The 26,385-nt window shown below is 30.3% G+C and carries 20 protein-coding genes and 2 tRNA genes; 15 read left to right on the top strand and 7 right to left on the bottom strand.

Annotation, left to right across the window (positions count from 1 at the left end):
• Positions 1-120: 120 nt before the first annotated feature.
• Positions 121-990, top strand: coding sequence for a D-amino-acid transaminase (locus tag O6B72_RS03690; RefSeq protein ID WP_156846719.1), 870 nt, complete (start codon positions 121-123; stop codon positions 988-990).
• A gap of 146 nt (positions 991-1,136) precedes the next feature.
• Here the strand turns inward: O6B72_RS03690 and O6B72_RS03685 are convergent, their stop codons facing one another.
• Together O6B72_RS03685 and O6B72_RS03680 are read right to left on the bottom strand one after the other, a co-directional pair.
• Positions 1,137-2,429: an ArsS family sensor histidine kinase gene (locus tag O6B72_RS03685; protein ID WP_269492249.1), complete on the bottom strand. Its 1,293-nt coding sequence runs from the start codon at positions 2,427-2,429 to the stop codon at positions 1,137-1,139.
• A 16-nt stretch (positions 2,430-2,445) separates the two neighbouring features.
• Positions 2,446-3,126 (bottom strand): response regulator transcription factor, encoded by a 681-nt coding sequence (locus O6B72_RS03680; RefSeq protein ID WP_016646845.1) that lies wholly within the window; start codon positions 3,124-3,126, stop codon positions 2,446-2,448.
• A gap of 225 nt (positions 3,127-3,351) precedes the next feature.
• Between O6B72_RS03680 and O6B72_RS03675 the strand changes: the two genes are divergently transcribed.
• From O6B72_RS03675 to O6B72_RS03630, 10 genes are all read left to right on the top strand, one after another.
• Positions 3,352-4,209 carry a DnaJ C-terminal domain-containing protein gene (locus O6B72_RS03675; protein WP_258298630.1) on the top strand — a complete coding sequence of 286 codons (858 nt, stop codon included), beginning with the start codon at positions 3,352-3,354 and terminating at the stop codon, positions 4,207-4,209.
• A 34-nt stretch (positions 4,210-4,243) separates the two neighbouring features.
• Positions 4,244-4,624, top strand: coding sequence for a heat shock protein transcriptional repressor HspR (locus O6B72_RS03670; protein ID WP_024962519.1), 381 nt, complete (start codon positions 4,244-4,246; stop codon positions 4,622-4,624).
• 112 nt (positions 4,625-4,736) lie between these two features.
• Positions 4,737-6,077: a sodium-dependent transporter gene (locus O6B72_RS03665; protein WP_018712610.1), complete on the top strand. Its 1,341-nt coding sequence runs from the start codon at positions 4,737-4,739 to the stop codon at positions 6,075-6,077.
• Between the two features lie 14 nt (positions 6,078-6,091).
• Entirely contained in the window at positions 6,092-7,432 is a 1,341-nt protein-coding gene (locus tag O6B72_RS03660; protein WP_269487325.1) for a sodium-dependent transporter, read from the top strand.
• A gap of 12 nt (positions 7,433-7,444) precedes the next feature.
• Entirely contained in the window at positions 7,445-8,785 is a 1,341-nt protein-coding gene (locus O6B72_RS03655; RefSeq protein ID WP_016646850.1) for a sodium-dependent transporter, read from the top strand.
• Positions 8,786-9,599: 814 nt separating this feature from the next.
• Positions 9,600-9,992, top strand: a complete 393-nt coding sequence (locus O6B72_RS03650; RefSeq protein ID WP_269492248.1) for a hypothetical protein — start codon at positions 9,600-9,602, stop codon at positions 9,990-9,992.
• Positions 9,993-10,436: 444 nt separating this feature from the next.
• A complete protein-coding gene (locus O6B72_RS03645) occupies positions 10,437-11,474 on the top strand; it encodes a hypothetical protein (protein ID WP_269492247.1) in 1,038 nt (345 codons plus the stop codon).
• Between the two features lies 1 nt (position 11,475).
• A complete protein-coding gene (locus O6B72_RS03640) occupies positions 11,476-13,056 on the top strand; it encodes a LysM peptidoglycan-binding domain-containing protein (RefSeq protein WP_269492246.1) in 1,581 nt (526 codons plus the stop codon).
• An 11-nt stretch (positions 13,057-13,067) separates the two neighbouring features.
• Positions 13,068-14,447 carry a hypothetical protein gene (locus O6B72_RS03635; protein WP_269492245.1) on the top strand — a complete coding sequence of 460 codons (1,380 nt, stop codon included), beginning with the start codon at positions 13,068-13,070 and terminating at the stop codon, positions 14,445-14,447.
• A 1-nt stretch (position 14,448) separates the two neighbouring features.
• On the top strand, positions 14,449-16,008 hold the full coding sequence (locus O6B72_RS03630; protein ID WP_269492243.1) for an AAA family ATPase: 1,560 nt from the start codon (positions 14,449-14,451) through the stop codon (positions 16,006-16,008).
• A 673-nt stretch (positions 16,009-16,681) separates the two neighbouring features.
• Here O6B72_RS03630 and O6B72_RS03625 read toward each other — a convergent pair.
• The 4 genes from O6B72_RS03625 to O6B72_RS03610 all read right to left on the bottom strand — a co-directional run bounded on the left by O6B72_RS03625 (position 16,682) and on the right by O6B72_RS03610 (position 20,339).
• Positions 16,682-18,265: a primase-helicase family protein gene (locus tag O6B72_RS03625; RefSeq protein ID WP_269492242.1), complete on the bottom strand. Its 1,584-nt coding sequence runs from the start codon at positions 18,263-18,265 to the stop codon at positions 16,682-16,684.
• A gap of 410 nt (positions 18,266-18,675) precedes the next feature.
• Complete coding sequence (locus tag O6B72_RS03620; protein WP_269492241.1) at positions 18,676-19,887, bottom strand: tyrosine-type recombinase/integrase; 1,212 nt, start codon at positions 19,885-19,887, stop codon at positions 18,676-18,678.
• Positions 19,888-20,148: 261 nt separating this feature from the next.
• Positions 20,149-20,223, bottom strand: a tRNA-Glu gene (locus O6B72_RS03615).
• Between the two features lie 40 nt (positions 20,224-20,263).
• Positions 20,264-20,339, bottom strand: a tRNA-Lys gene (locus O6B72_RS03610).
• Positions 20,340-20,595: 256 nt separating this feature from the next.
• Here O6B72_RS03610 and O6B72_RS03605 point away from each other — a divergent pair.
• Genes O6B72_RS03605 through cysK form a run of 3 tightly spaced genes read left to right on the top strand, consistent with a single transcriptional unit; the run spans position 20,596 to position 23,201 of the window.
• Positions 20,596-21,867: an O-acetylhomoserine aminocarboxypropyltransferase/cysteine synthase family protein gene (locus O6B72_RS03605; RefSeq protein ID WP_269487327.1), complete on the top strand. Its 1,272-nt coding sequence runs from the start codon at positions 20,596-20,598 to the stop codon at positions 21,865-21,867.
• A complete protein-coding gene (locus tag O6B72_RS03600; RefSeq protein WP_269492240.1) occupies positions 21,867-22,256 on the top strand; it encodes an RrF2 family transcriptional regulator in 390 nt (129 codons plus the stop codon). The genes O6B72_RS03605 and O6B72_RS03600 overlap by 1 nt, the downstream gene beginning before the upstream one ends.
• A gap of 36 nt (positions 22,257-22,292) precedes the next feature.
• A complete protein-coding gene (gene cysK, locus O6B72_RS03595; protein WP_269492239.1) occupies positions 22,293-23,201 on the top strand; it encodes a cysteine synthase A in 909 nt (302 codons plus the stop codon).
• Between the two features lie 57 nt (positions 23,202-23,258).
• Here the strand turns inward: cysK and O6B72_RS03590 are convergent, their stop codons facing one another.
• Entirely contained in the window at positions 23,259-23,942 is a 684-nt protein-coding gene (locus O6B72_RS03590; RefSeq protein WP_269492238.1) for a hypothetical protein, read from the bottom strand.
• A gap of 147 nt (positions 23,943-24,089) precedes the next feature.
• On the opposite strand from O6B72_RS03590, the gene phsA reads away from it, so the two are divergent.
• Positions 24,090-26,375 carry a thiosulfate reductase PhsA gene (phsA, locus tag O6B72_RS03585; protein ID WP_269492237.1) on the top strand — a complete coding sequence of 762 codons (2,286 nt, stop codon included), beginning with the start codon at positions 24,090-24,092 and terminating at the stop codon, positions 26,373-26,375.
• The last annotated feature ends 10 nt before the right edge of the window (positions 26,376-26,385 follow it).

The following is a 26,385-nucleotide window of genomic DNA, read 5'->3' as shown; positions in this document are numbered from 1 at the left end:
AATTTTTGCTCCTATTTTACCAAAAATTTCTCAAAACTTTGTTATAAAGATAACTTTTTAACTTTTATAAATTTATATTTTGATAAAATAAAAATCTCAAATTTATAAAAGGATTTTAAAATGGCTTCTAAACTTGGTGAAATTGTCTATGTAAATGGTAAATATATGGATAAAAAAGATGCAAAAATAAGTATTTTTGATAGAGGATTTATTTTTGGTGATGGAATTTATGAAGTAGTTCCGATAATTAATTCAAATTTGGCAAATAAAGATGACTTTTGGGAGAGATTTACAAGAAGTCTTAATGAAATTGAGATAAAACTTAATTTTAATAAAGAACAAGTTTTAGAAATTATTTATAATCTTATTAGGAAAAATAATATTATTGAAGGGGCTATTTATTTAGAAATTACAAGAGGCGTAGCACCAAGAAATTTTATATTTTTAGAGGATTTAGAGCCAACATTTGTATCATTTGTTTATGAATGTGAAATACTAAATAATCCTTTAGCAAAAAGTGGTATAAAAATAATTTCAACTGATGATTTAAGATGGAAAAGAAGAGATATAAAAAGTGTTTCACTGCTTGCTCAATGCATTGCAAAAACAAAAGCTTATAAATTGGGAGCTAATGAGTGTGTTATGATAGAAAACGGACACATTACTGAAGGTGGAAGTTCGTCGTTTTTTATAGTAAAAGATGATGTTTTAATAACAAAACCACTCTCAAATGAAATTCTTCCTGGAATTAGACGAAAAACTATACTAAAAATCGCTTCAAAACTTAATCTCAAAGTCAAGGAGAGAAATATAACTTTAGATGAAGCTTATAAGGCTGACGAAGTTTTTATGAGTGCTGCAACTTGGGTTTTACTTCCTGTTGTTCAAATAGATTACAAGCTAATAAATGGCGGTAAAATAGGCAAATGGAGTAAAATTTTAAGAGATGAATATGTAAAAGTAATCAAAAAAGAGGTTGGTCTTATTTAGTTTTTAAAACTTTTGTCAAATTTATTCTTTGTGGAGGGTAGAGTTTTATCTAAACCTCGCAAAGACTTCATGCAAAATTTAAAGATGTAAAATAATAAATTTAAGCTCACAATCATTAAAGATTAAGATTTAAATCAAGCTTAAATTTATTTACTGTCTGACTTTTGAACTTCATCGATTATACTAAGATCAATATTTTCAGAATTGCTAATTATATTTTTTAACTCATCAAAATAAAATATATTTTTTCCATCTTCATATCTATGGCAGAATTTTAAATTATGTGATTTAATAATATTATCAACTATATAAAGCCCAAGCCCAAAGCTTTGTTTAGCGTTGCTTCCTTTTGAAAATGGTTCTATATAAAAGCTTAAATCTTGTTCTAAGTTTTCTCCCTTTGTATGAAATTCTAAAGAATTTTCTTTTATATAAATTTCTATAAATTTATCAGTTGAATACTTTATCCCATTATCAATAATGTTTTTTATAGCTATGTTAAAAAGCTTAAAATTTACTTTAAGCTCTAACTCTTTATCACCATAAATTTTAATATTTTTTCTATCAACCATTGCTAAATTTATAGCTTCATCTATAAGTTCGCTTATAAGATAGACATCAACTATATTTAGCTTTTTCCCAGAAGTTGCCTCTTCAACTGCTGCAAATTCATTTATAAGTTCTTCGAGTTTTTCAAAAACAGAAATAAGCCTTTTTTGATACTTATCTTCTGGTATCATCTCGGCTGTAATTCTACCTTTTGTAATTGGGGTTTTTAACTCATGCATGATATTTCTTAAAAAAAGCTGTCTCGATTCATTTAGTTTTTTTATCTGCATTACAGCAGTATAGAACGCATCAGCGACTTCGCTTATCTCATCATTTCCAGTTTTTGCATTTTCTATATTTAAATCCCCATTTGCAAATTTGTCAATCTGCCTTTTTATCTTTCTCAAAGGTTTTATTTTTCTTATGATGAAAATATATGTTATTAAAAGAATTGTAAAAACAAATAAAAATATAACTTTTATGATATGATAACGATATGGTTGATAGTCTGCATCTTGAAGCAAAATCTCTTCATTATTATGCTTAATTTTTAAAAAATGGTGTCTATTGTATAGAATTATAGCTGAAGTTCCAAGCTTGACACTTACTTCTTGCAAAATAGTTCCATTTTGTTCAATAGCAGCTATATTTTTATCATCTGATATTTTTACCATATTGTAGTTTTTCATTTGATTTTCATACTCATCTTGGCTAACTAGTTTAGCAAACCTATAAAGTGCCGTGTCAGAAACTGTTGAGTATTTGTTATTAAGTTCTTTTGTATAGTTTTCTTTATCGTAATTAATAAGCCATAAAAAAGCTAAAAAAATACTTGTTGTTGATAGTATAAATATAAAAGTTATACTATAAAATATAGATGAATGTTTCATAAATTTTCTTTTTTTATTATTGTATCAACTTATAGCCAACGCCCCTTATTGCGTGAATATATTTTGGATTTTTAGAATTTTCTCCAAGCTTTGCTCTAATTCTTCCAATTATTACATCTATGCTTTTATTTGTTGAGTCTTCACTTATCGCATCGCAGTTATAAATTAACTCTTCTCTTTTTATAGCTCCACCTTCTTTTTGTATAAGATATGCTAGTATGTCATACTCAGCAACTGTTAGTTTTAGTGGTTTTCCTTTTAAAGTTATGGTGTGTTCAAACTCATTTACAACAAGATCTTTTGTAGAGTTTTGTTTTTGTTCATTTTGACTAAGCAAACCCTCGCTTCTTCTTATAACACTTTTTAGTCTTGCAAGAAGCTCTTTTGGGTTGTATGGTTTTGGCAAGTAATCATCTGCACCAAAATCAAACGCATTTATTTTATCGGTTAAATCATGTCTTGCACTTGATACAATTATTGGAACATTGTTTGATTTTCTTATTTCTTTACAGACTTCGAGTCCATCAAGTCCAGGCAGTGTAAGATCTAATATAACAGCATCAAAATTATCTAAATTTAACTTTGAAAGACCAATATATGGATCATCAGCCACTACAACTTCCATTTTAAATTTTTCTAAATACTCTGTTAAAATTTCAGCTAGTTCAACATCATCTTCAATCATTAAAATTTTCATACAATGCCCTTTAAATTTTTAAGACATTATAACTAAAAGTGTTTATTTTTATGCTTAAATTTTGTGATTAATAGCCAGTGTGAAAAAGTTTAAATTTAAAGTTGATTGACTTAGACTAAACTTTATGATACAATAAGACTTAAATTTTTAAAGTAAAAATATTAAACTTGATTTATAATAGTTTCATTAGAATTATTAAATGATAGTTAAAAGGAGATTGGAAGTATGAGTGATAGCCTATATGAAACTTTAGGTGTTAGTAAAGATGCTAGTAATGAAGATATAAAAAAAGCATATAGAAAATTAGCAAGAAAATACCATCCAGACATTAACAAAGACCCAGAAGCTGAGAATAAATTTAAAGAGATAAATGCAGCCTATGAAATTTTAAGCGATGATGAAAAAAGAAGACAATATGATGCCAGAGGTGATAGTATGTTTGGCAATCAAAATTTTAGTGATTTTGCAAGAAATGCCGAAAATTTTGGTGATTTAAATGACATACTTAGAAATATTTTTGGCGGAGGCTTTAAAAATGCAGATTTTAGCGGTAGCTTCGGTGGTGGTTTTGGAGGATTTGGTGAAAATTTAGACATAAATGCAAGACTTAATTTGGATTTTGATTTTGCTATAAAAGGCGGTGAAAAAACAATCAATATAAATAATCAAAGTATTAAAATAAGAGTCCCAGCAGGTGTAAAAGATGGGGAAAAACTTCGTATAAGAAACAAAGGAAAAGTCTCAAGCGATGGAAGAAGTGTAGGGGATATAATTTTACACTTAAGCGTTACTCCAAGCAGTGAGTATGAAATAAAAGATGATGATTTATACAAAGAAATTGAAATTCCTTTAAAAACTGCTTTATTTGGTGGTAAAGTTGAAGTAAGCACTCCAAAAAAAGAAGTCAGTATAAAAATCGGTAAAAATACAAAAAATGGACAAAAAATAAGACTTAAAGGATATGGTATTCAAAACAGAAATACAAAAATCTATGGAGATTTATACCTAAAAGTAAATGTTTTGCTTCCAGATATTGAAAATCTTGATAAAGAAGCTGTAAAAATACTTGAAGAAAAACTATAAGATAAATTTATAAAAATATTTTAGAAAGGAATCTATTATGCAAAGCTATGATGAACCAGTTTATATGATAAGTGTAGTTGCTAAAATTTTAGATATTCATCCTCAGACACTAAGACAGTATGAAAGAGAAGGATTGATCGAGCCAGATAGAACAAAAGGTAAGATGAGACTTTATTCTCAAAATGATGTTGATAGAATTAAGATGATTTTAAGATTAACTAGAGATTTGGGTTTAAATTTGGCAGGAGTTGATGTTGTTTTTAGACTAAAAGAACAAATTGATGAATATGAAGAAATGATAGAGGATCTAAAAAAAGAGATTGATAAATTTTCAAATACAGGAACAAAAAGATATTTAGAAAAAAGACGAACTGGATTTGACTTAATTTTTGTAGATGATAAAAAAAGAAATTAAATTTTATAAATTTATAACAAATTTTAAATTTTGACTTAAAACAAAGCTTTTTTATGGTAGTATTACAAACTTATAAATTTAAATCAATTTAATATTTTAAAAAGGTTTGGTTTTGAATGAGAAATTTAGTAGAATAGGTTTTATCCTAGTTGTTGCAGGAAGTGCAGTTGGTCTTGGGAATGCGTGGAAATTTCCTACTTTAGTAGGGCAAAATGGCGGATCTGCTTTTATACTTTTATATATAATTTTAACTTTATGTGTTGGATCAACTATATTTTTAGCTGAGTTAAGTATTGGAAAACTTAGTGAGAAAGACCCAGTAAATGCCTATAAAACTCTTGCTCCAAAACATAAAAAAGCTTGGTCGCTCGTTGGTTATACTATAATTGGTGCGATTTTAATAATATCTTTTTATAGTATTATAATTGGTTGGATTGTAAAATACTTCTTTATGAGTTTTGGCTCTTTACCAGTTGATATAAATAGCTCAAAAACTACTTTTGAAAATTTACTTTTAAAAGATTTTTTAAGCCAAATTTTATGCTTTAGCTTTGTCTTTTTTATAACTTTTTTTGTGGTATCAAAAGGGATTAAAAACGGTATTGAAAAGCTTAATATATGGATGATGCCAACACTTTTTATACTTTTATTTTTAATGCTAATTTATTCTATGAGTATGGATGGATTTTATGAAGCGGTTAAATTTTTATTTGTGCCAAATTTTGACGCTTTAAATACAAATAGCGTTTTATATGCTTTAGGACTTGCTTTTTTTAGTATGTCAATTGGAGCAGGGTCGATTATAACTTACTCAGCAAGTATAAATGACAATACAAATTTCTTAAGAAGCACATTTTCTATAATTTTTATAAATATTTTAATTGGTTTAATGATGGGACTTATAGTATTTACTTTTATTTTTGAATATGGTGGTGACCCGTCACAGCAAGGTCCTGGACTTATTTTTATCTCGCTTACTTCGCTTTTTGCAAATATGGGAGTTTTAGGAAATATTTTAGCAATAACTTTTTTTATAGCTTTATTTTTTGCAGGATTAACAAGTGCAGTTTCTATGGTAGAACCATCTGCGTTTCACCTTATAAATGAGTATAAATTTAGCCGTAAAAAGGCACTTATTTTAATAGGAATTGTAGTTTATCTTTTAGGAACTATTTGTATTTTATCCTCACTTAGTTTAACGAGTGATTATTTTACATTTTTCAATAAAAGCTTTTTTGATTTGCTTGATTATTTAGCTTCAAATATCATTATGCCTCTTGGCGGATTTTTTGCTGCTATTTTTGTCGGATTTATCCTAAAAAAAGAGACTTTAGAAACATTTTTTAGCCACTGTATGAGCAAAAAAGTTTTTGAAATTTGGTATTTTTTCGTTAGATTTATAGCTCCAGTAGCTGTTGTAGTTATAATGATAAATTCACTTTTAAAAGCTTAGAAAAAGGTAATATAATGAATGAAAAATTTAGCAAAATTGGTTTTATTTTAGCAGTTGCAGGAAGTGCAGTTGGTCTTGGAAATGCGTGGAAATTTCCTACTTTAGTAGGGCAAAATGGCGGATCAGCATTTATAGTTTTGTATTTACTACTAACATTTTTAGTTAGTTTTGTTATATTTTTAGGTGAAATTGCAATTGGAAAAATAAGCGAAAAAGATGCCGTTGGTGCGTTTGAAAGTTTAGCTCCAAAAAATAAAAATTTATGGAAATTTGCAGGGTTTTGTATAATCGGTGCAATTTTAATTTTTTCATTTTACAGCGTTATAATGGGTTGGATTTTAAAATATGTAGTTACAAGTATCTATTTTTTACCAAACTCTATGAAAGAAAGCGAGGAAATCTTTAACTCGCTTTTGACAAAAGATTTAGGTACTAGTATATTTTACTTTACAATTGCTGTTTTAATGAGTTTTTATGTTGTTTCTAAAGGTGTAAAAAGTGGTATTGAAAGGTTAAATATTTGGATGATGCCAGCACTTTTTATATTTTTGATAATAATGCTAATTTATTCTATGAATATGAATGGCTTTTTAGACTCAGCCAAATTTATGCTTATGCCTGATTTTACAAAGCTTAATAAAGACTCTATCTTATCAGCCTTAGGTTTAGCATTTTTTACCTTATCTCTTGGTGTTGGAACTATAATAACTTATGCAGCTAGTCTTCCTAATAAAACAAATTTACTAACAAGCTCACTATCAATTGTTTTTATAAATATTTTAATTGGCATTATGATGGGCTTAATTGTCTTTACCTTTATATTTGAATACGGTGGAAATCCAGCTCAAGAAGGTCCTGGTCTTGTATTTATATCTTTAATTACTCTTTTTTCAAAGCTCGGCTTTATTGGGAATTTATTTGCTGCTATGTTTTTTATCTCGCTTTTATTTGCTGCTTTAACAAGTGCTGTTTCTATGATAGAACCATCAGCTTTATTTCTTATAAATAACTATAAATTTAGTCGCAAAAAAGCTTTAAAATTTATCTTTGTGTTTGTTTATATCATGGGAATACTTTGTATTTTATCTTATCAAAACGTAACTTCTAACAACTTAACATTCTTTGGCAAGTCATTTTTTGATTGTTTAGATTATTTAACTTCAAATTTAATGATGCCAACAACTGGCATAATCGTAGCTATTTTTGTTGGATTTGTTATGAAAAAACAAAGCCTTTATGCTTTGTTTGGACTTTATATGGGAAGAAAATTATTTTTAATTTGGTATTTTCTCTTAAGATTTATTGCTCCAGTTGCTGTTGTTATAATCATGGTAAATCAACTATTTTTTAGCTAAAAAGAGATTTTTATGAGAGAAGAATTTAGTAAAATCGGTTTTATTTTGTCAGTTGTTGGTGGTGCCGTTGGGCTTGGCAATGCTTGGAAATTCCCAACTTTAGTTGGTATGAATGGCGGATTTGCCTTTGTGCTTTTATATTTGCTAATTACCATAACTATTGGATTTGCCATATTTTTAGCCGAAATTTATATGGGTAAATCAAGTAAAAAAGATCCAGTAAATGCCTATAAAACATTAGCTCCAAACAATAAAGAAAAATGGAAATTTGCAGGTTTTACTATGGTAAGTGGAATTTTAGTTTTATCTTTTTATTTGGTAATTTTGGGCTGGGTTATAAGATATATTTTTATTTCACTTTTTGCTTTGCCAAAAGATATCGATAGTGCAAGAGCCATGTTTGAGGGATTTGTTGGAAGTGATCTTTTAGGAAGTATATTTTTCTTTTTCATAGCTTTTATCTTAACTATTTTAGTTGTTTCAAAAGGAGTAAAAAGTGGCATTGAAAAATTAAATGTCTATGCTATGCCAACGCTTTTTATTTTGCTAGTTTTGATGCTTTTATATTCGGTTAGTTTTGATGGTTTCAAAGAAGCATTTAAGTTTTTATTTTATGCCGATTTTTCAAAGCTAAGTGTTGATTCGCTTTTAACAGCTTTGGGTCTTTCATTTTTCACACTTTGTCTAGGAGTTGGGTGTATATTAACGTATGCAGCATCCTTAGGTGATAATGTAAATCCAGTAACAAGTTCATTTTACATAGTTTTAATAAACATTGCAATTGGATTAATGATGGGACTTATAGTTTTTACCTTTGTTTTTGAATACAGTGGTGACCCAACCCAACAAGGTGTTGGCCTTGTATTTTTCTCACTTATTACGCTTTTTGCAAAGCTTGGGATAGTTGGAAATATTTTATCTTTTTTGTTTTTTTTAAGCCTATTTTTTGCAGGTATTACTTCGGCGATTTCTATGATAGAACCATTTACTTTTTATCTTATAAATGAGTATAAATTTAGCCGTAAAAAAGCACTTTGTTATCTAGGTTGTTTTGTTTTTATCTTAGGTTCACTTTGTATAATGTCGCTGAATTTAAATTTTAGCCAAGCATTAAATTTTGGCGGAAAAAGCTTTTTTGATATTTTAGATTTTGCAAGTTCAAATGTTGGACTTCCTGTTGGAGCTATTTTAAGTGCTATTTTTGTTGGATTTGTCATACCAAAAGAAAAAGTAAAAGGATTTTTTATGCCTTTTATGAAAAAAGAAATTATTTTTGAAATTTGGTATTTTATGCTTAAATTTGTAGCTCCAATTGCTATTTTAATCATCGCAATTAATCAAATACTTTCTTAACATATTTATCTATAAGAATTTTATATTTTTATAGATAAATATAAAAATTAACAAATAGTTTTATATAATATTTTTTTACAGGTTAAAAATAATCAAAAATATTTTATACATATTTTAGGATAATATCTAAATAGTATCTTGGTGACCCTTACGGACAGCAAAAGCACCACACAAACACCCTAAAATCAAGCAATATAAAAAACAGGTCATACCTTAAGCTGGTATGACTAGCAAAAAATAGCACAAATTTAAGCTATTTTTAAGCTAAAATGCTAAATCATCATTCTTTTATTGGAGTATTATACCATGTTTATTGAGAAAATTGAAACCTTAAGCCATTTTTTTTACAACTTTTTACTTTTTTTTATTTTGCTTTTTTTAAACTCCCCTATTTTAGGGCATTTGCTTTTTTTAATATCATAATATGGTTTTTTTATATAAAGTAGGGTGTGCAGGGTGGCAATCCCATTTTAAGGGCATTTGCTCGGTTACATTCAGGTTACATTCAGGTTACATGGGTGTGCAAATTAGATATATATATAAAAGTGATACTCTTTTGTTACTTCTATATGGATTTTGCCGAGATTATCCCAACTCCGTTGGAAATGAATATCAGCTACAACTCATCATTTTTTAAAGAGTTGGGATGATTGCTGAATTTCCCTCAATAGGCGGCAGCCTATTATCCCATCACTTCCAAAGCAGATGAGTTAATTAGGTATATAGGCGTTACTATTGGAAGGCTTATAAGAACACCAAAAGATAAGTGATAAAAAATAATGATATAATTAATAAAATATTTAGGAAATAAGATATGGAAGTGTATGAAATATATTCAGATGATACAATTGAAACCTATGTCAATACATATGGCTTGACACTAAATGAGTGCGGCAGACAAGATATTGTTTTATCTGATAAAACGATAGAAAAAATAGAGCAGTGTGGTGGAAAACCTTTCATATATGAGATATTTCAAAATCATATAGCAGATAAGATTGGAACATCTTATCATAAAAGCAGTGCCGCTTATAGATTAGAGTTATCTATTGAAGAGATATGTAATGATATTAACCATTTTACAAAGGGCGAATATCGTAGCATAAAACAAAAATTCCTTAACTGGGACTGGGATAGGGCAGATAAGAGAAGAGTAGCAAGGAAAGAAAAAATACATAAAAGAATACATATAGGTAATAGGCGTTAGAAAATTCTCTATTATTTTAATAAACTCTTAAACTAAACTTAAAAATAGTGTAAATTTGACATAAAAATGATGAATTCTGCTAAAAAACTAAAAAAGCTCTTAAAATCATTAACTATTCATTTACTTTATAAATTTGACCCTGTTGTTTTTTTATTTTTTAAAAAAGTTCAGTATTATTTTAAAAACATAAAAAACTATAAAAAATAATACTAGAATAAATCATAAAGCCTATATAGGCTATATTCAAGATTTTTAGTAAATAAAAAAGTAATATTAAGTGTTCTAAATGTCCTATGTATGGGAATATTATAATATAAATTACCTTAAAAAATGATTAAAAAAAATATTAAAAAATACCCTTGATTTTTTGTAATGAATCATGCTATATTTTTATTAGAAAATTAAATATAAATAATACTTAGTATTATTAGAAAGGTAAAAAAGATGGAAAAAAGAAAAGCTTGCTTCTATTTTGGTTCTCCAAGTGAAAGCAATTGGAAAAAAACGCAAGCACACAATGAAAGAAAAGCCTATGTACCACATCTTTTGCCAGTTGAGTTTCAAGAAAATAATGAATATTGGGGGGATTCATCTGTCAAATATGCTCAGGAAGTGTTTGATTCAAAATTTCAAGAATATTGCGAGGGAAAAAAAGGTAAAAAACCCTTGATAACAAACAACATTCGTGAAGCCATTGTGAATTGTGATCAGACGACCACTCTAGATCAGTTGATAGAGCTTGGGAATGCTGTATATTTCGAGTTTGGCTATGAGCCATTATCATTTTCAGTGCACAAGGATGAGGGGGTTTTGAAAAGAATTCAAGATGGAAAAATTTTCACACCTCAGATTGATTTCGAGATAGATGAAAATGGCGTGGCGTGGGAATTAGAGGGTGGTGGATATCAAAATGGCAGATTACAAAAAGCGAGAAAAACAGGAAAAAAATTCTTTGATGTTCACGATGTAAATGAATTTAAACCTATACGAAACTACCATTGTCACATGACATTCTGCACCTTACGGGACCCTAGCAAATGGCGACGCAGTGGCTATTCGATGGGCTCGAGTGATTTGAAAAAGCTCCAAAGTATGACATCAGAAATTCTAAATATGGAGCGTGGTGTACCAGGCTCTAAAAGGCTTGATTGGAGAGCTTTTAAAGCAAAAAAATATGCTGAAAATGAGATAGAAAGTTGTAGAGCTGAACTTCAAAATACGGAGTATTCTACTCTCGCAAAATCCAGAGAAATGCTATCAAATAACGTGAAAGCGATATTTTATGGATATGAACAGCAAGTTAAAAATGATGAAGAAACTCTAAATATGGTTAAAAAAAGTAGAAAATTTTTTGAAGACTCAGCTCGTACAGGCAGTTTGACAGATGAATTTTTTGAAAATCTTCAATATCAATTTGATGATTTTAATAAAAAACTAGAAGAAAAATTACAACAAAATAATTTAACAAACAAAGGAATATAAAATGAAAAAAATAAATTTTAACTATGAAAAATTTAGCCAGGGTTGGTCTAAACTAGACCCAAAAATACGAGCCACAGTAGCGAATTATAGGGGTGTTGGAGATGCCTATATCTCAAGTGATGAATTGAGACTAATTCATGATGTTTCAAGAAATGAAAGAGAAGAAAGAGGTTTGATATCAAGTGTTCTTTTAAATCGACTAGGTTTCAAAGAATTTGATAGTCTAGGCTCTTATTTTGGGGGCGTTGATGATGTTTATGCAATCAGGCAAAAGATAGGCGATGAATATAGAAATGAGAAAGCAAAAAGAAATCAGATCAACCCATTTTCATGGAATTTCCAAAAAGCAAGTGAATTTAAGTTCGAGCAAATCGGCGATACACAGGGCATAATCGACACCTTAGTGCAAGGTGATTTAAAGCGAATAAAAGAAAATCCTGAATTGAACGAATGGATATTCATGAAAATGGATAAAATAGCCCCAAAAGACCAAGAAAAAGCACTTGAGACGCTTGTAAAATCACACTATATCTCTGTTTATCAAAAATCTTTCACCCCTGAAAATCAGGCAAAAGTGGCTGAAAACAGCCAAATTAAGCCTGTATATGAGTTTTTTGGAAGTGGGATAAAACATCAAAATTCAAATAATTTCATCGAAAATATCAACTATATAATGAGAGATGAAAACCTAAAATATGCCAATTTAATTGTGGAAGAACAACAGGATATGGATGAGCTAAAAAATTTAAACTTAAACATAGATGATACAAGAGAAAATGTAGTACAAGGGGCGATGAACCTGAATTCGCCAAGAGAGGAACCAATTATCATAGAAAAAGTAAAACCTGCCGATGAGCCTAAAATAGACTATGACCACATATTTGAGAACGCAGGGATTAATACAAGACCATACAAAATTAAGGATGAGAAAATAACCGAGAACAACCTTAAATCAATCATTTCAGAACATAATTTCAATCGGCTATGTGATGAATTTTCAAAGACAAATGCAAGTGAAAGCGACAAAAAAGCTATTGAAAATTTAAAAAATAAGGTATATCCTAAAAAGGCTGAATATACTATCCAGCGTGGTGAAAATTTAACCTATATAGCGCGAAAATTCAATACTTCAATAGACGCTATAATGCAAGAAAACCCCCAAATTAAGGACAAAAATCTAATCTATGCAGGTCAGAAATTAAACCTACCAACAGGAATAGAGGTAACAAAAGTCAAAGAAAACACAAAGATGAATATGTCTCCGACATCTGAAATTCAGCATCAAACAACTATCCAAGATAAAGCAATAGAGGAACCTAAAAAAGAAGTAAAGCAAACAAGAAAGCTCACAAGCCAAGAAAAAGAGGAAATGCTGAGAGAATTCGTTGAGAAAAAAAGCTCAAAAAGTTACAGAAGTAGCATAAATAGGCTATTTGGTGCAAGTGGAGATGGCGTAAATAGAGAGCTAATGTTGAGTGGAAAATACAATATTTTTGGCTTTGAGAAATTTAAAGAGGAATTGGAAAACATTGAAAAAGAAGTTGAAAAAGTTGACATAAAAGTCGATGTAATGGGGTTCTAAAGGGAGTTAAAATGGAAATTTTAAGAGATGATGAAATTGGTGGGATGAAAAAACCATCCCTAAAAATGTCCAAATTTGACAATATTGACTATTTTATTACGCCTCCAAAACTCGATTGTGAGGTGTTTTTGAATACTTCATATTGCCAAGATATGAGCGAAATTTCTCGAAAAGAAAATAAAATAGAATATCGAGGACTAACTGGCTGGGTTGAGGCTGAAAATGTAGAATGGACTAGAATAGCAAATATGTGCGAATGCTCTAAAATAGCCAGTTATTCAAATGTTACCTTTTCAAATGGTTATAGAAAAAGAGAGAATATAAGTTCTTTGAATTTTCTAGTTTTTGACTTTGACCACGATATTTTATTACAAGATGTAAGCGATTTTCTTGAAACTCAAAATTTTAAGAGCTTAATATCGACCACTTCAAGACATAACCCACAAGGAGAAAATAAATTCAGACTTGTTATTCCAATATCGGCACCTATATTTGAAAAACTCACAAATGACGAATATAGGGCTATTTCAGGGCATATTTTGGAAATTTTAAAAAACGATGAAATCTATGGAAAATATGATAAAAATGCCTTAAACTATGGTCAAATGTTTTACACTTCGCAATCATCAAAACACAAGCAAAGCCTTTATTTTGGGAGCAATAAAGGCATTTTAGATTCAGGCAAAATAGTTGAATATTTGGAATTTTATAGAGAACAGAAAGAAAAAGAGAAAGAAAAGAGAGTAACAGCTGATATTCAGATGACTGGAAGTCATCTAATTCAACCAAGTCAAATCAAAGTAAATAACCAACCTATGGGAGTTTCAGATGCTTTAATTTTACTTGATTTTGAAAAATTAAACAACGATTATGACATTGAGTATTTAATTTCAAGATTTGAACCACACCTAAAGAAGGACGCTGGAGGAACTTGGAGAGGGAAAGATATTGCTTATATCAGGTGTGAAAATGATAATGCCGTCGTGAACATGAACGATTCGGAAGGAAAAAGGGTAAGTTATACCCCTGCGCAATATTTGAAAAAACAACTCAAATGTGCTAGTTGGCGTGATTTGGGTGATGTTTTGCTACGAGGATATGGGTTAGATTATTTAACATTAAATTATGAAAAAATAAAATCAGCAGTTGAAAAAGCTCTAAAAAATCCTGATGTGAAAAATGACAAAACCTTTAATGATTTTTTGTGTCAGGAATTAGGTTTGGGTAAAAGAAAAGGTAAAGACAAGGCAGGAAAAGAGGTAACGATAAGCCCTGTAAAACTCGATGGAATGGGGTTTACAGTGTTTAATCGCAATGTGAGTTTTAAAGAATTGGGCTATAAAAAAAGTGAGATAATTGAGAATTTTAAGTCAAAGCGAGGTGGAAAATAATATGAAAGATGTTGACCCCATTGAATTTTTTGAGAAAAATAACAGAGTGTTCATTACTGGAGCTGGTGGGACTGGGAAGTCATATTCTGTAAATCAATTTTGCACAAAATATGATGAAAAAGAAGTACTGCGAACGGCTTCAACCTGGAAAGCAGCAGAAATAATAGGTGGAAAGACCGTATATTCAGCATTCATGATTGACTACACAAAAACAGAACAGGAAGAATATTGGGCTGTCATTGAAAATTTTCTAAAAAAAGCATATAAATTAACACCAGAGGAAAATGAAAATTTCGAAAAATGGCAAAGAGGAAGTGCAAATCGCCTAATCTGTGATGAATTTTGGGAACAAGATGTGTCTGGCGTAGATGATATTTCTGAATTTGAAAGAGCTGATTTTTTTGAAACACATCTTAAAAGGTGCAAAAATGACCCTGAAAAAGCAGAGGAAATATGGCAGATAGCAAATTCATACCTACGTCGATTGCTGGGTGGGACAAAAGTAATTGTGGTGGACGAAATTTCAATGCTATCTTCTGAGATTTTTGAAAGAATTCTGAGCAAAATAGAAAAAATAGGATATTGTGGGAAAATAATACTCTCTGGGGATTTTTATCAGTTGCCTCCAGTCCCAGAAGAAGGGGAAATTCAAAGAGATTATTGTTTCTTATCCCCTAAATTTAGGGAGTTTGAGTGCTTAGAGTTGACAAAAATTCAGAGAACTGACGATTTAGAATTTTCAGAAGTTCAAATGAAAATAAGAGATGGAAGGGTCAAAGATGAATGGGGCGACATAGATAAAAGCGTTGACAAATTTTTTCGCACTGTAAATATAAAGCCTAGAGGCGATGAAAGCACTTTTACGCACTTATTCACCAAAAATAGGGAAGTAAATAAATACAACGAAAGAATGATAGAAAAGTTTAAAAAGGATGCAAAATGGGTGAAGTATTGTTGTGCTGACATTCAAAAAAACGGCAGTGCTATAGACAGCTTTGAAGAGGCTATAAAAAAACATAAAAAGAAACTTGAATACTCTGATATGGAGCTTTTTGAAGGTATGAGGGTGATGACGCGCGTGAATAAACCAAAAGAAGGATATGTAAACGGAACTCATGCAACAATTAGAGAAATAGCCAAGAATGGAAACCTAGTGTGTATTAAGGACGATGGAGATGAAATTTTAATTGAAAAGGTAGAGGCAGGTCCAAATTTAAACATTAGAGATGAAAGCGACAACGTAATTGCTACTTTCATTTTCAAGCAGTATCCAATAAGCCCAGCATACGCGATCACAGTCCACAAATCTCAGGGTTCAAGTATAGACAGGGTCTGGATAGGTTCAGGCACAGGTGGATTTTTCGAGTCAGGGCAACTCTACACGGCAGTTTCGAGAGCTAGAAGTGTAAAGCACCTATATTGTGCCGCAGGAATAAAAGCGATCAAGGTAGATTCAATCGTCAAAGAATTCTATCAAAAAATTGAAAATGAACAGCTAGAAATTGAGAACAAAACTCAAAAAGATAAAAAAGATGATGATACTTTTTTGGATATATTTTGAGAACTAAACTCAAAATATATCCCTCTCCGAGGGTAGAATTTCACACCATTTTTAATAATAGCTATCAAGATATAACTTATAGAATTTAGTATAACGCCTACATAGGCTATAAAGTAGATAAAAAAGTAAATGAAAATATTAAGCTAAAATTAATAATATATATTATTTATGATTTATGATATATTATATAATATATATTATTTATGATTTATGATATATTATTTATGAAATAATATTTATTATCTATGATATATGATATATTATTTATGATATATTATTTATGATAAATAAAAATAATAGCGACATGATGAATGAGATAAAGCTTATTTTTGCTACCAAATAAAATTTAAAGACTAATAGACATATTAGGCGTTAGAAACGCCAATATGCTCTGCCGAGGGCTATAAAAAATAAGCTTTCTTTTTTCTTTTATGATGAGATGATTTATGATGTCAGATATATGATATCATATTTTAAGTTAGAATTAAGATAAATATTCTAACGCCTAGTGATGAATTCTAATATGGTTTGATATTGGATGTGACTTCCAGTCATTATGAAATTCAGCAGATCCATCTCTCTTTTTTTAAGAAAATATAGTAAATAAAAGATAAATGAAAGTAAATGAAAAACAGATAAAATAGGAGAAAAAAATTCTCCTATTTTTTTGAAATTAAAACGGCAAAACCTTCAAGCTAAAATTTAAAAATTTTCTCATTTTTAAATTTTTTTCACCTTCTCGAACAGTTATTGCAGCATCAAAAAATTTCCCTAAATTGACAAAAATAGTTTGCGAGGTTTCATCAGATCTTACAAAAACCTGATAAAGAAAAGGCAAAATAGAGGCTCGAATTCCTTGATGATCATATATATCATTTGTGATAGTTTTAGTCAAAGATTCTGCTATTTCTGTTATTGGTGCATCCTTTACATCAAATCCTATTTTATTTGCCAGATTCCAGAGTGCAATGTACTCTTTTGAAGGTCTTTCTTCATCATAATTATTCTCAATAATTAGGTTCGCTATTTCAATGAAATCACTTTGAAAAGTGGAAGTTGTATTAGGATTTACTAAGTTTTTAAGGTCTGATATTAAATTTTCTAATTTCGAGGTTGTGGCTTTTTGGATTGCCCTTTTTTGGACACTTTCCTTACAACGCTTAGCTTTTTCCTCATCTACTTCTAACTCCATTATTCCCTGTAAAAAACTATCTCGCTCAACATGTATTTTTTCAACCAACTCTGCTGTGGTCATTTCATCGCTTTCACATCTCTCTTTCAGGCTGATGTCCGACGATTGGAAAACGCTAAATCGCCTGTCTGTTTGCTGAATTTGAAGTGGAGTTTCAGAATTTGAGAAAAATATAAAATTTGTGTAATTTTTTGCATCCCTGCAATCTTGGTATTTTTGTTCGATTGAATAGAATGGGTCTGTGATCCAGCTTTTCAGACGTTCTGAACTCGAATTTCCATCTTTTCTATGGTCCACTTTAACCTCGTTACAACAACAAAATAGCGTGTTTTCAATGCCTCGTGGGGTGAATTTGCTATCAAGGTTTTGCTGATAAAGCGTCATAGTGTTTTTAATTCCAAAGGCATATCTGATGATCTCCTCAAAAAGTACCCCCTTCCCTGTGCCTTGAATTCCATACACTAAAATTGCTGTACCTGTTTTTTGCCTTCGCTGTAAGATATATGCAAACCAGTTTAAAAAATATTCAAGGTCATCTTTTCCTGGGAACAAATTTCCAAGCAAAAGGTCTATATTTGGGTGTTTATCTAGCTTTTTTATACTTTTTGATTCGTATTTTTTATAGAAGTCTGATTTTTCATATAAATTTACTATATATTCATTTTGATTAAATTTAATTTTTTCATCTGAAAATGGGTCAAATATGAATCTTGCTGACCCTATATATTGCTTATCCTCTCGTATTTTTGATCTAGAAACTAGCACATATCGCTCTGTTTTTGGGTCGAATTCAACAAGTTTGGATTTCATTTCAGAATCAGATGATATATCTCTCATTATTTGAACAAAGTCAACAGCACTAACACTGTTTTTAACATTATCATATTGAACAAACTTTGAAATAGAATTGTCAAAAAAATATCCAAATTTTGCCGATACAATCGGTAAATTTAGGTCTATTTCAGTTATTTTCGATACAATATCAGTGTTGTTTTTAGGGGTGGTTTTTAAGGCTGCCACCCCATCTTTAATTAAACTTTCAGGTAATTTATCGTTTTTACTCATTTTATTTCCTTTTTTATATATTTATTTTAAAAAATTAAGCGTGAAACTTAAAAACATATACCATTTAACTATGCTATTATTTTAGCCTCAAAATTCAAAATTTTACACTTTTTCCTCCTTCTTTCAAAGTTTTCTTAAAGTATGAAAATACTATTATAAGGGCATTTACTCGATTGTAACCGCATGTAACCGCATGTAACCTGAATGCACACCACACTTTGCCCTTAAAATGGGATTGCCACCCTGCACACCCTGTAACCACATTAAAAAAGTTTTTTTTATTTTCATTTTTTTTAGTTTTTTTGTGCGTGAAACTTAAACCATTTTTTAAACCATTTTTTATCCACATTAAGCTAAAATTAAGTGAACTTATATTATAATGTCCATAATTACTTATTATTGCGAGGGGCTTAATCATCGTCAGCCCCTTCAAATATATCAAACAAATTTATATTATTTTTTATGCAAATATCTTTTATATACGAAAACCACCACTCGGCTACTTTATGACCCCTTTTGTAGGGAGTACTTCTATAATAATGTTTTGCTACAGAGCTAGCTCCAGCCACACCTGAATGACTTAAAAGGTTTTCACTTCCAACTATATCGCCCCCATAGAATTGAACATGGCTGGCAAAAATGGATCTTGCTGAGTGCAGAGTCATATAGGGCTTTGCTCCTATGATTTTATCGTGTTTAAATTTTCTTATATATCGATTTAGGTTTGTTGAAGACGTAAAATTAATCTTGCCTATTTTTTCAATAAAATCATAAATTTCGCTTGAAATAGGGTAGGTGTTTGACATTTCACCTGCTTTTCCACCTTTCATTCTTTCAGCCTCAATGTATAGGCATGGGATGTCATCTACCGTAACAAGCCTATCTGCCGAGATTAACAACAAATTAGCAGCCCTTAACGGAACAAGCAAATTCAATAGCAAGGCTGTTCGAATGTTTTCTTTTTCTATTGTCTCGATAAATTTCAAATACGAAATGAGAGATTCTGGAAATCGAGGGTCTAGATAGCTATGATATTCTGCTTTTTTACCTGAAATTTCAGACAAATTTGGTGTTATGTTTTCTTTAACCAAGCCTCTTTTTTGAGCATACTTGAATACCTCCGATATTATGGTTCGCACCTTTTTCTTTGATTCATATTTATTTGAATAACTATCCAACACTTTCCAGATATCAGATACTTCTATTTGATCAATAGGTTTATTTCGTAGCGAATCAAATGCTTTTGTTCGAAAACGTTTTTCATAGTTTTCGACTGTATTTGGTTTTACGTTGTATCCTTTTTCCTTTAACATCGCAATAAAAAGATCTGAAAAAGTGTATGATCTGGGTGCGTTTTCTTGATTTTGCCACTCTTGACCTATTTCAATCGATTTTCGGATTGCATCCTCTATTTTTATTGTTGGATAAATCCCTAGCACACACTGCTTTAGTTTTCCACCAATTTTTTTACGATAGATTAGCTTTTTTTCTATTTCTGTAGTTAGAATGCTCAGATATGGGACTTTCCTTTTTACTTGTTTTACGTAAATCCCATCACCTAAGCATTCTAATTTATCGCTATAAGGCATGCGTATAATGTATGAATTGCATAATTTATTCATCGTCTAAATCCTCTTAATTACTTATACGATGATTCTTGCATGTTTGCATAAAAAAAGCAAGGCCATTTTTCAAAGTCATACTTTCAGGTCATACTTTTGCATTCCAAAGCCATAAATTAAGCATTTTATAAGCTTTTTCGAAGTCTATAAGTAAGCTTTAAAAAAACTTAAACATAGTCCTTAAAATGGCCATTAAATTGTGTTATTTTCTGCATTTAAAGTTGTTGATTTTTAGTTGTATTTTATTAGATATTTATTGCATGGTGACCCTTACGAGAATCGAACTCGTGTTGCCGGCGTGAGAGGCCGATGTCCTAACCGCTAGACGAAAGGGCCACAAATTATTTTATTTAAAAGCAACAATTTGCTCAAAAGCTGGTGTCCCATGCGGGGTTCGAACCTGCGGCCCTCTGATTAAGAGTCAGATGCTCTACCAACTGAGCTAATGAGACTTTCAAAGCTGATATTCTATAACTTTTTTGTTTAAATTTGGCTTAAATTTTATTATTTTTTAAATATATAAAATTATGCTATTATTAGAAATATTTGAAATTTATTACAATAAATAATTGGTTATTTTTGCAAATATATTTAGTTATTTATTATAAAGATATTTTAAATAATATTGATTTTTATATATTAATAATATTGACTTCTTATATACTTTGTAATATAATTTCGAAGCATTTTTAATAACAAGGAATGACTATGCAAAAAGATACTATTGCGACCCACTTTGGATATGACTCAAAACTAGGCTATGGGACTATGGCAGTTCCAATTTATTTTAATACAGCTTATGATTTTGGAAGTGCCAAAATGGCGGCTGATAGATTTGCATTAAAAGACATTGGACCTATTTATACAAGACTTACAAACCCAACAACCGAAGTTTTTGAAAAAAGAATTTGTGCATTAGAAGAAGGAAGTGATGCTATCGCTACTTCAAGTGGACAAGCTGCAACTTTTATGTCGATTGCAAATTTAGCTGCAAATGGCGATAATGTCATACTTTCAGATAAAGTTTATGGCGGAAGCACGACTTTAATTGCTTATAGTCTTAAAAGATTTGGTATAAAAACTAAGATTTTCGATCCCGAAAATCCTGAAAATTTAGAAAATTTGATAGATGATAATACAAAAGCTATACTTTTTGAAACTCTGTCAAACCCTCAAATTTCAGTTGCAAAAGTTGATGAGATAGTAAAAATCGCAAATAAATTTAAAGTTGCAACAATTGCTGATAATACAGTTGCAACACCTACGCTTTACAACCCTTTAAAAGATGGAGTTAGTGTTGTAATTCATAGTGCTAGTAAATATATAAGCGGTCAAGGTTTGAGCTTGGGTGGAGTTGTCATAGCCAATAAGAATTTAAATAAATTTTTAAAAGACAATCCAAGATATCAACACTTTAACGAACCTGATGAGAGTTATCACGGGCTTGTTTATGCTGATTTAGTTGATAGTTTTGATATATTTATCTTAAGAGCTAGATTTGGCTTGATGAGAGATTTTGGTTTTGCTCTATCTCCATTTAATGCTTTTCAGCTTATTCAAGGACTTGAAACATTAGACTTAAGAGTTGCGAAACACTCACAAAGTGCCTTAAAAGTAGCTCAGTTTTTGGAAAATCACCCTTTGGTAAAAAGTGTAAATTATCCAGGACTTAGTAGTTCAAGCTCAAACAGTATTATAAAATCAAAATTTAAAGATGGAATGGCTAGCGGGCTTTTAGCTTTTGAGGTTGAAAGCTACGAAAAAGCAAGAGAAATTTCAGATAAAGTTAAGCTTTTCTCAGTTGTTGTAAACATCGGAGATAGTAAATCAATCATAACTCACCCAGCTTCTACAACGCACTCTCAACTAAGTAAAGATGAGCTTGAAAAAGCCGGTATAAAAGATGGGCTTATTAGACTTAGTATAGGTCTTGAAAATGCAGATGATTTAATAGATGACTTAAAGAAGGGATTAGAATAATGCCAATTTTGACAACTAAAGGAGTTTATGGGCTTATGGCTATTGCTCAAATAGCTAATGCTAGCAAATTTGCACCAATTTCCATAAAAGATATATCTGATAAAACAGGGGTTTCAAAAGGATATTTAGAGCAAATTTTGAATGATTTAAGAAATTCAAAGATAATTTCTAGTAAAAAAGGTAAAAACGGTGGATATTTTTTAAGAAAACCAGCCGAGAAGATAAGTTTTTATGATGTTTTTTATACATTAGAAAAAGATTTTAAGATGACAAATTTAGACGTTAAGGATGAAATACTACAGCAATTTTTTAAAAATGGTGATAAAAAACTTGAAGAAGTATTTAGTTCATCCATAAGCGATATCATAAAAATAACAGAAGATAGTTAAAAAATTTAAATTTTACTATCTAGAAAAAGGACACATATGAAAGTAGCTTCTAGCGTTATAAATTTAATCGGGAATACCCCACTTGTAAGAATTAATAGTTTTTCAAAAAATGCTGAAATTTTAGCAAAAGCGGAGTTTTTAAACCCAAGCCATAGCATAAAAGACAGAATTGCTTTTTCTATGATAGATGATGCTATAAAAAAAGGCAAAATTGATAAAAACACTACTATTATCGAGCCAACTAGTGGAAATACTGGTGTTGGGCTTGCTATGGTATGTGCTTATTATGGGCTTAAACTTATTTTAACTATGCCAAGTTCTATGAGCATAGAAAGGCAAAAACTTTTAAAAATATATGGAGCTAAGCTTGTTTTGACAGATCCTTCTCTTGGTATGAAAGGAGCTGTTGAAGAGAGTAAAAATATAGCCAGCAAAACTACAAATTCATTTATCCCAAGCCAGTTTGACAATCCAGCAAATCCAAAAATCCACGAACTTACTACCGCAATGGAAATTTTAAAAGATACTGATGGAAAAGTTGATATTTTTGTAGCTGGTTTTGGAACAGGTGGAACTGTAAGTGGCGTAGGAAAAGCTTTAAAAAATTATAATCCTAATATTAAAGTTGTAGCCGTTGAGCCATTCTCATCACCACTTCTTACAAAAAAAGAGGCAGGAAGTCACAAAATTCAAGGAATTGGTGCAAATTTTGTGCCTAAAAACTTAGATAAAGGCGTAATTGATGAGTTTTTAGATATTAGTGATGAAGATGCTTTTAATGCGACTAAGGATTTAGCCACAAAAGAGGGGTTACTAGTTGGAATTTCAAGCGGAGCAAATGTTTTTGCTGCAAATTTGCTAGCTAAAAGAGATGAAAATAAAGACAAAACAATCGTTACTATCTTATGTGATACAGGAGAGAGATATCTCTCAGTGTTTTCTTAAAATTTCATATAAATAAACCCATATTTTAATGATAAATTATGGGTTTAAGTTTTTTATTTATTTCTTTAAATCTTTGTCACTATCACACTCTTTAATTTCATCTTTATTATCGCAGCATTCTTTACTATTACAGCACTCTTTTTGCAAGTCTTGATTTGTTATCAATGCTTTATAATTTTTCCTATTTTTTCCACCTTTTATTCCTTTAAAAAATAGCATTATTTTATCTTTTAATGAGTTAAAGTTTGTTTTTTTGATTTCATACATAAGATTTTCTTTTTTATCATCAAAAAACTCTTTATAATTTAAAAATAAATTTAAATGTTTAATTTCTTTTTCTATAACTTCAGCCATTTCTTCATATTTTTTAAGCGATTTTTCTATCTCTTTTAGTGCATCTTTGCTTAGGCTTTCATTATTATTTTCAAGCTGTTCGAGATATTCAAGCATATATATTTTTTGATTTTGTTTTAAAAAAGCATCAATTGAAGTGTTGTCATCTTTTATGGTTTCTATAAATAAAATAGGACCTTTTATATAAGAAATTTCATCACTTAATTCATCAAATGATTTAAAATTATATTTTAAAAACTCACCATCTTTTATGCTGTATTTATAGTAGATATCATCTTTACCATCTTGCTTAATTAAAGCAAAAAGCTCTAAAACTTCATCTTTTAATTTTTCTATTTGACTTAAAGCAGACTTAGCAGAGCCTATAAAAATAGTTAATTCTCTCATAAAAACTCCTTTATTTTGAATTTATATATGATTATACACTTTTTTAACAAATAATCAACACAACTTCAAATATCATTTTTACATTAATTTTACAGAAAAATTATATTATCTTAGTGATATTAAGTATTTTTTAAAAAAAGGAATGTCATGAGCAAATTTGAAAGTGATTTTAAAAGGCGAGACTTTTTAAAAACAAGTTTTGCTGTTGGGACTTTGGCATCTTTAAAGCTAAATGCTGGCATAACAGATGTTGTTGGTGGAGCTAGCAAAAAAGTAGGAAGCATTTGTGAAATGTGTTCATCAAGATGTCAAATCGAGGTTAGAGTTAGAGATGGAAAGTGTGATTTTATAAGTGGAAATCCAAAATTTCCAGCCAATAAAACATCCGTTTGTGCAAGAGGCGGAGCAGGAATTAATCAGCTTTATGATAAGGAAAGATTAGTAAAACCTTTAATAAGGGATGGAGAAAGAGGAAGCGGAAAATTTAGAGAAGCAACCTGGGAAGAGGCGTATGAATATTGTGTTAAAAAGCTAAATGAGCTAAAAGAAAAATATGGTGCTAAGTCGGTTGTTTTTACATCAAAAAGTGGAACTTCTCACACAGAAATGGCAAATTTCGCCTGTAGTTACGGAAGTCCAAATATTTTTTCTCATTGGTCCTGTTGTCCAATAATTGAAAAAATAGCTGTTCCTCATACTTATGGCTTTACTCCAAAAATTGATTATAAAAATGCAAAATATATAGTCAATTTCGGTCACAACTTATTTGAAGGCATTGTTATTTCAAATACAAAAGCACTTGCAAAAAATGCAGCTAGAGAAGATACAAAACTTTTAGTTTTGGAACCAAGATTTAGCGTGGTTGCAGCAAAAGCAGATGAGTGGCTACCAGTAAGACCAGGAACAGATTTAGCTTTTGTTATGAGTTTAATTCATATTTGGCTAAGAGATGGAAAATATGATAAAGAATTTGTTGAAAAATATACAGTTGGACTTGAAAATTTAAAAGAGGCTGTAAAAGATGCAACCCCACAGTGGCAAGAAAATCTAACTGGTATTAAAGCCTCAAGTGTAGAGAGAATTGCAAATGAAATTTGGGCTGCGGCTCCAGCAGTTGTAATTGATTGGGGACATAAAACAACAACTACAAGAGCTGAGTATCAAAGAACAAGAGCAATTGCAATAGCAAATGCCTTGATGGGAAATTTTGAAAAAAAAGGCGGTATTGGATTTGCTAAAAAAGCAAATACTTATAATGAGCTTTGCGGAAGCGAAATTTATCCAACTTTAGCAAATTTAAATAAAAATTTTAAAGTTCCAAAAGATCCAAGGATTGATGGTGCCGGAGAAGAGGGTAGGTACTTTTTTATCCCAAGAAAACATGGAATTTTAATGGAGATAGCACCTGCGATATTAAGTGAAAAACCTTATCCTGTAAAAGGTTGGGTAAATACGAGATTTAATCATTTAATGAATGTTGCTGGTGAGGAAAAAACTATTGAAGCGATAAAAAAACTTGATTTTATACTTTCAGTTGATATTTATATGAACGATTTTAGCTATTTTGCTGATGTTATTTTGCCTGAAAGTACATATCTAGAAAGAGATGAGAGTATTCAAGATAAAAGTGGCACAGGAGTTGCTTATGCACTTAGAAATAAAGCAATTGAACCAATTGGCGATACAAAAAATGGCTTTGAAATTTTTAGAGAACTTGCAAGGCGTATGAATATTGACCAAAACTATGAGTGGGAGGATATTGATGAGCTTAGAATGAAACAAGTAAAGGGAAATCATAAGCTTCTAGCAGATTTGATAAAAGATGGTTATGTTAAATTTGATGCACCAAGACTTTATTATATGGATAAAAAATCAGTTAGTCAATTTGTTAGCAAATATCCAGAAGCTGCTAAATTTGTCGATGAAGATGGGTTTATGAGCTCTAAGATGAAGTTTAAAACTCCAAGCGGAAAAATAGAGCTATTTTGCGAGGAAGTTGAAAAGATGCTTCCAGGTGAAGGCTGTTTAAATATAAATAATATGGATACTTATGATGGGTTTGAGCTTTGCTTAACTAGCGGAAAAACTCCAATTCATACAAATGCACATACGCAAAACATAAAAGTATTAAACGATATGATGAGCCAATCACCTATTTGGATACATCCAAAGGCAGCCAAAAAAAGAGGACTAAAAACAGGAGATAGAGTTTTAGTAAAAAGCAAATTTGCAAGTGCTTATGCAAACGTTATGGTGACAGAGGGTATTAGAGAAGATACATTATTTGTATATCATGGATTTGGGCATATTAGTGGTGGGCTTAAAAGAACTTTTGGTGATGGACTAAATCAAAGTAAGTTATTAAACCCTGCTTCTGGCGCGGTTTGTGGGACAATGGTAACAAATGTTGGTGTTGAAATAAGTAAGGCTTAAAGGATAAAAT

The organism is Campylobacter ureolyticus (genome assembly GCF_027277485.1).
Classification (GTDB): Bacteria; Campylobacterota; Campylobacteria; order Campylobacterales; family Campylobacteraceae; genus Campylobacter_B; species Campylobacter_B ureolyticus_B.
The sequence above is the reverse complement of the archived record's forward strand: the minus strand, read 5'-3'. Positions and strand labels throughout refer to the sequence as shown.

Excerpts from the sequence above, each read along its gene's own strand:
- O6B72_RS03690 (WP_156846719.1), top strand. The coding sequence starts at position 121 with ATGGCTTCTAAACTTGGTGAAATTGTCTATGTAAATGGTAAATATATG.
- O6B72_RS03685 (WP_269492249.1), bottom strand. The coding sequence starts at position 2,429 with ATGAAACATTCATCTATATTTTATAGTATAACTTTTATATTTATACTA.
- O6B72_RS03680 (WP_016646845.1), bottom strand. The coding sequence starts at position 3,126 with ATGAAAATTTTAATGATTGAAGATGATGTTGAACTAGCTGAAATTTTA.
- O6B72_RS03675 (WP_258298630.1), top strand. The coding sequence starts at position 3,352 with ATGAGTGATAGCCTATATGAAACTTTAGGTGTTAGTAAAGATGCTAGT.
- O6B72_RS03660 (WP_269487325.1), top strand. The coding sequence starts at position 6,092 with ATGAATGAAAAATTTAGCAAAATTGGTTTTATTTTAGCAGTTGCAGGA.
- O6B72_RS03655 (WP_016646850.1), top strand. The coding sequence starts at position 7,445 with ATGAGAGAAGAATTTAGTAAAATCGGTTTTATTTTGTCAGTTGTTGGT.
- O6B72_RS03650 (WP_269492248.1), top strand. The coding sequence starts at position 9,600 with ATGGAAGTGTATGAAATATATTCAGATGATACAATTGAAACCTATGTC.
- O6B72_RS03645 (WP_269492247.1), top strand. The coding sequence starts at position 10,437 with ATGGAAAAAAGAAAAGCTTGCTTCTATTTTGGTTCTCCAAGTGAAAGC.
- O6B72_RS03640 (WP_269492246.1), top strand. The coding sequence starts at position 11,476 with ATGAAAAAAATAAATTTTAACTATGAAAAATTTAGCCAGGGTTGGTCT.
- O6B72_RS03635 (WP_269492245.1), top strand. The coding sequence starts at position 13,068 with ATGGAAATTTTAAGAGATGATGAAATTGGTGGGATGAAAAAACCATCC.
- O6B72_RS03630 (WP_269492243.1), top strand. The coding sequence starts at position 14,449 with ATGAAAGATGTTGACCCCATTGAATTTTTTGAGAAAAATAACAGAGTG.
- O6B72_RS03625 (WP_269492242.1), bottom strand. The coding sequence starts at position 18,265 with ATGAGTAAAAACGATAAATTACCTGAAAGTTTAATTAAAGATGGGGTG.
- O6B72_RS03620 (WP_269492241.1), bottom strand. The coding sequence starts at position 19,887 with ATGAATAAATTATGCAATTCATACATTATACGCATGCCTTATAGCGAT.
- O6B72_RS03605 (WP_269487327.1), top strand. The coding sequence starts at position 20,596 with ATGCAAAAAGATACTATTGCGACCCACTTTGGATATGACTCAAAACTA.
- O6B72_RS03600 (WP_269492240.1), top strand. The coding sequence starts at position 21,867 with ATGCCAATTTTGACAACTAAAGGAGTTTATGGGCTTATGGCTATTGCT.
- cysK (WP_269492239.1), top strand. The coding sequence starts at position 22,293 with ATGAAAGTAGCTTCTAGCGTTATAAATTTAATCGGGAATACCCCACTT.
- O6B72_RS03590 (WP_269492238.1), bottom strand. The coding sequence starts at position 23,942 with ATGAGAGAATTAACTATTTTTATAGGCTCTGCTAAGTCTGCTTTAAGT.
- phsA (WP_269492237.1), top strand. The coding sequence starts at position 24,090 with ATGAGCAAATTTGAAAGTGATTTTAAAAGGCGAGACTTTTTAAAAACA.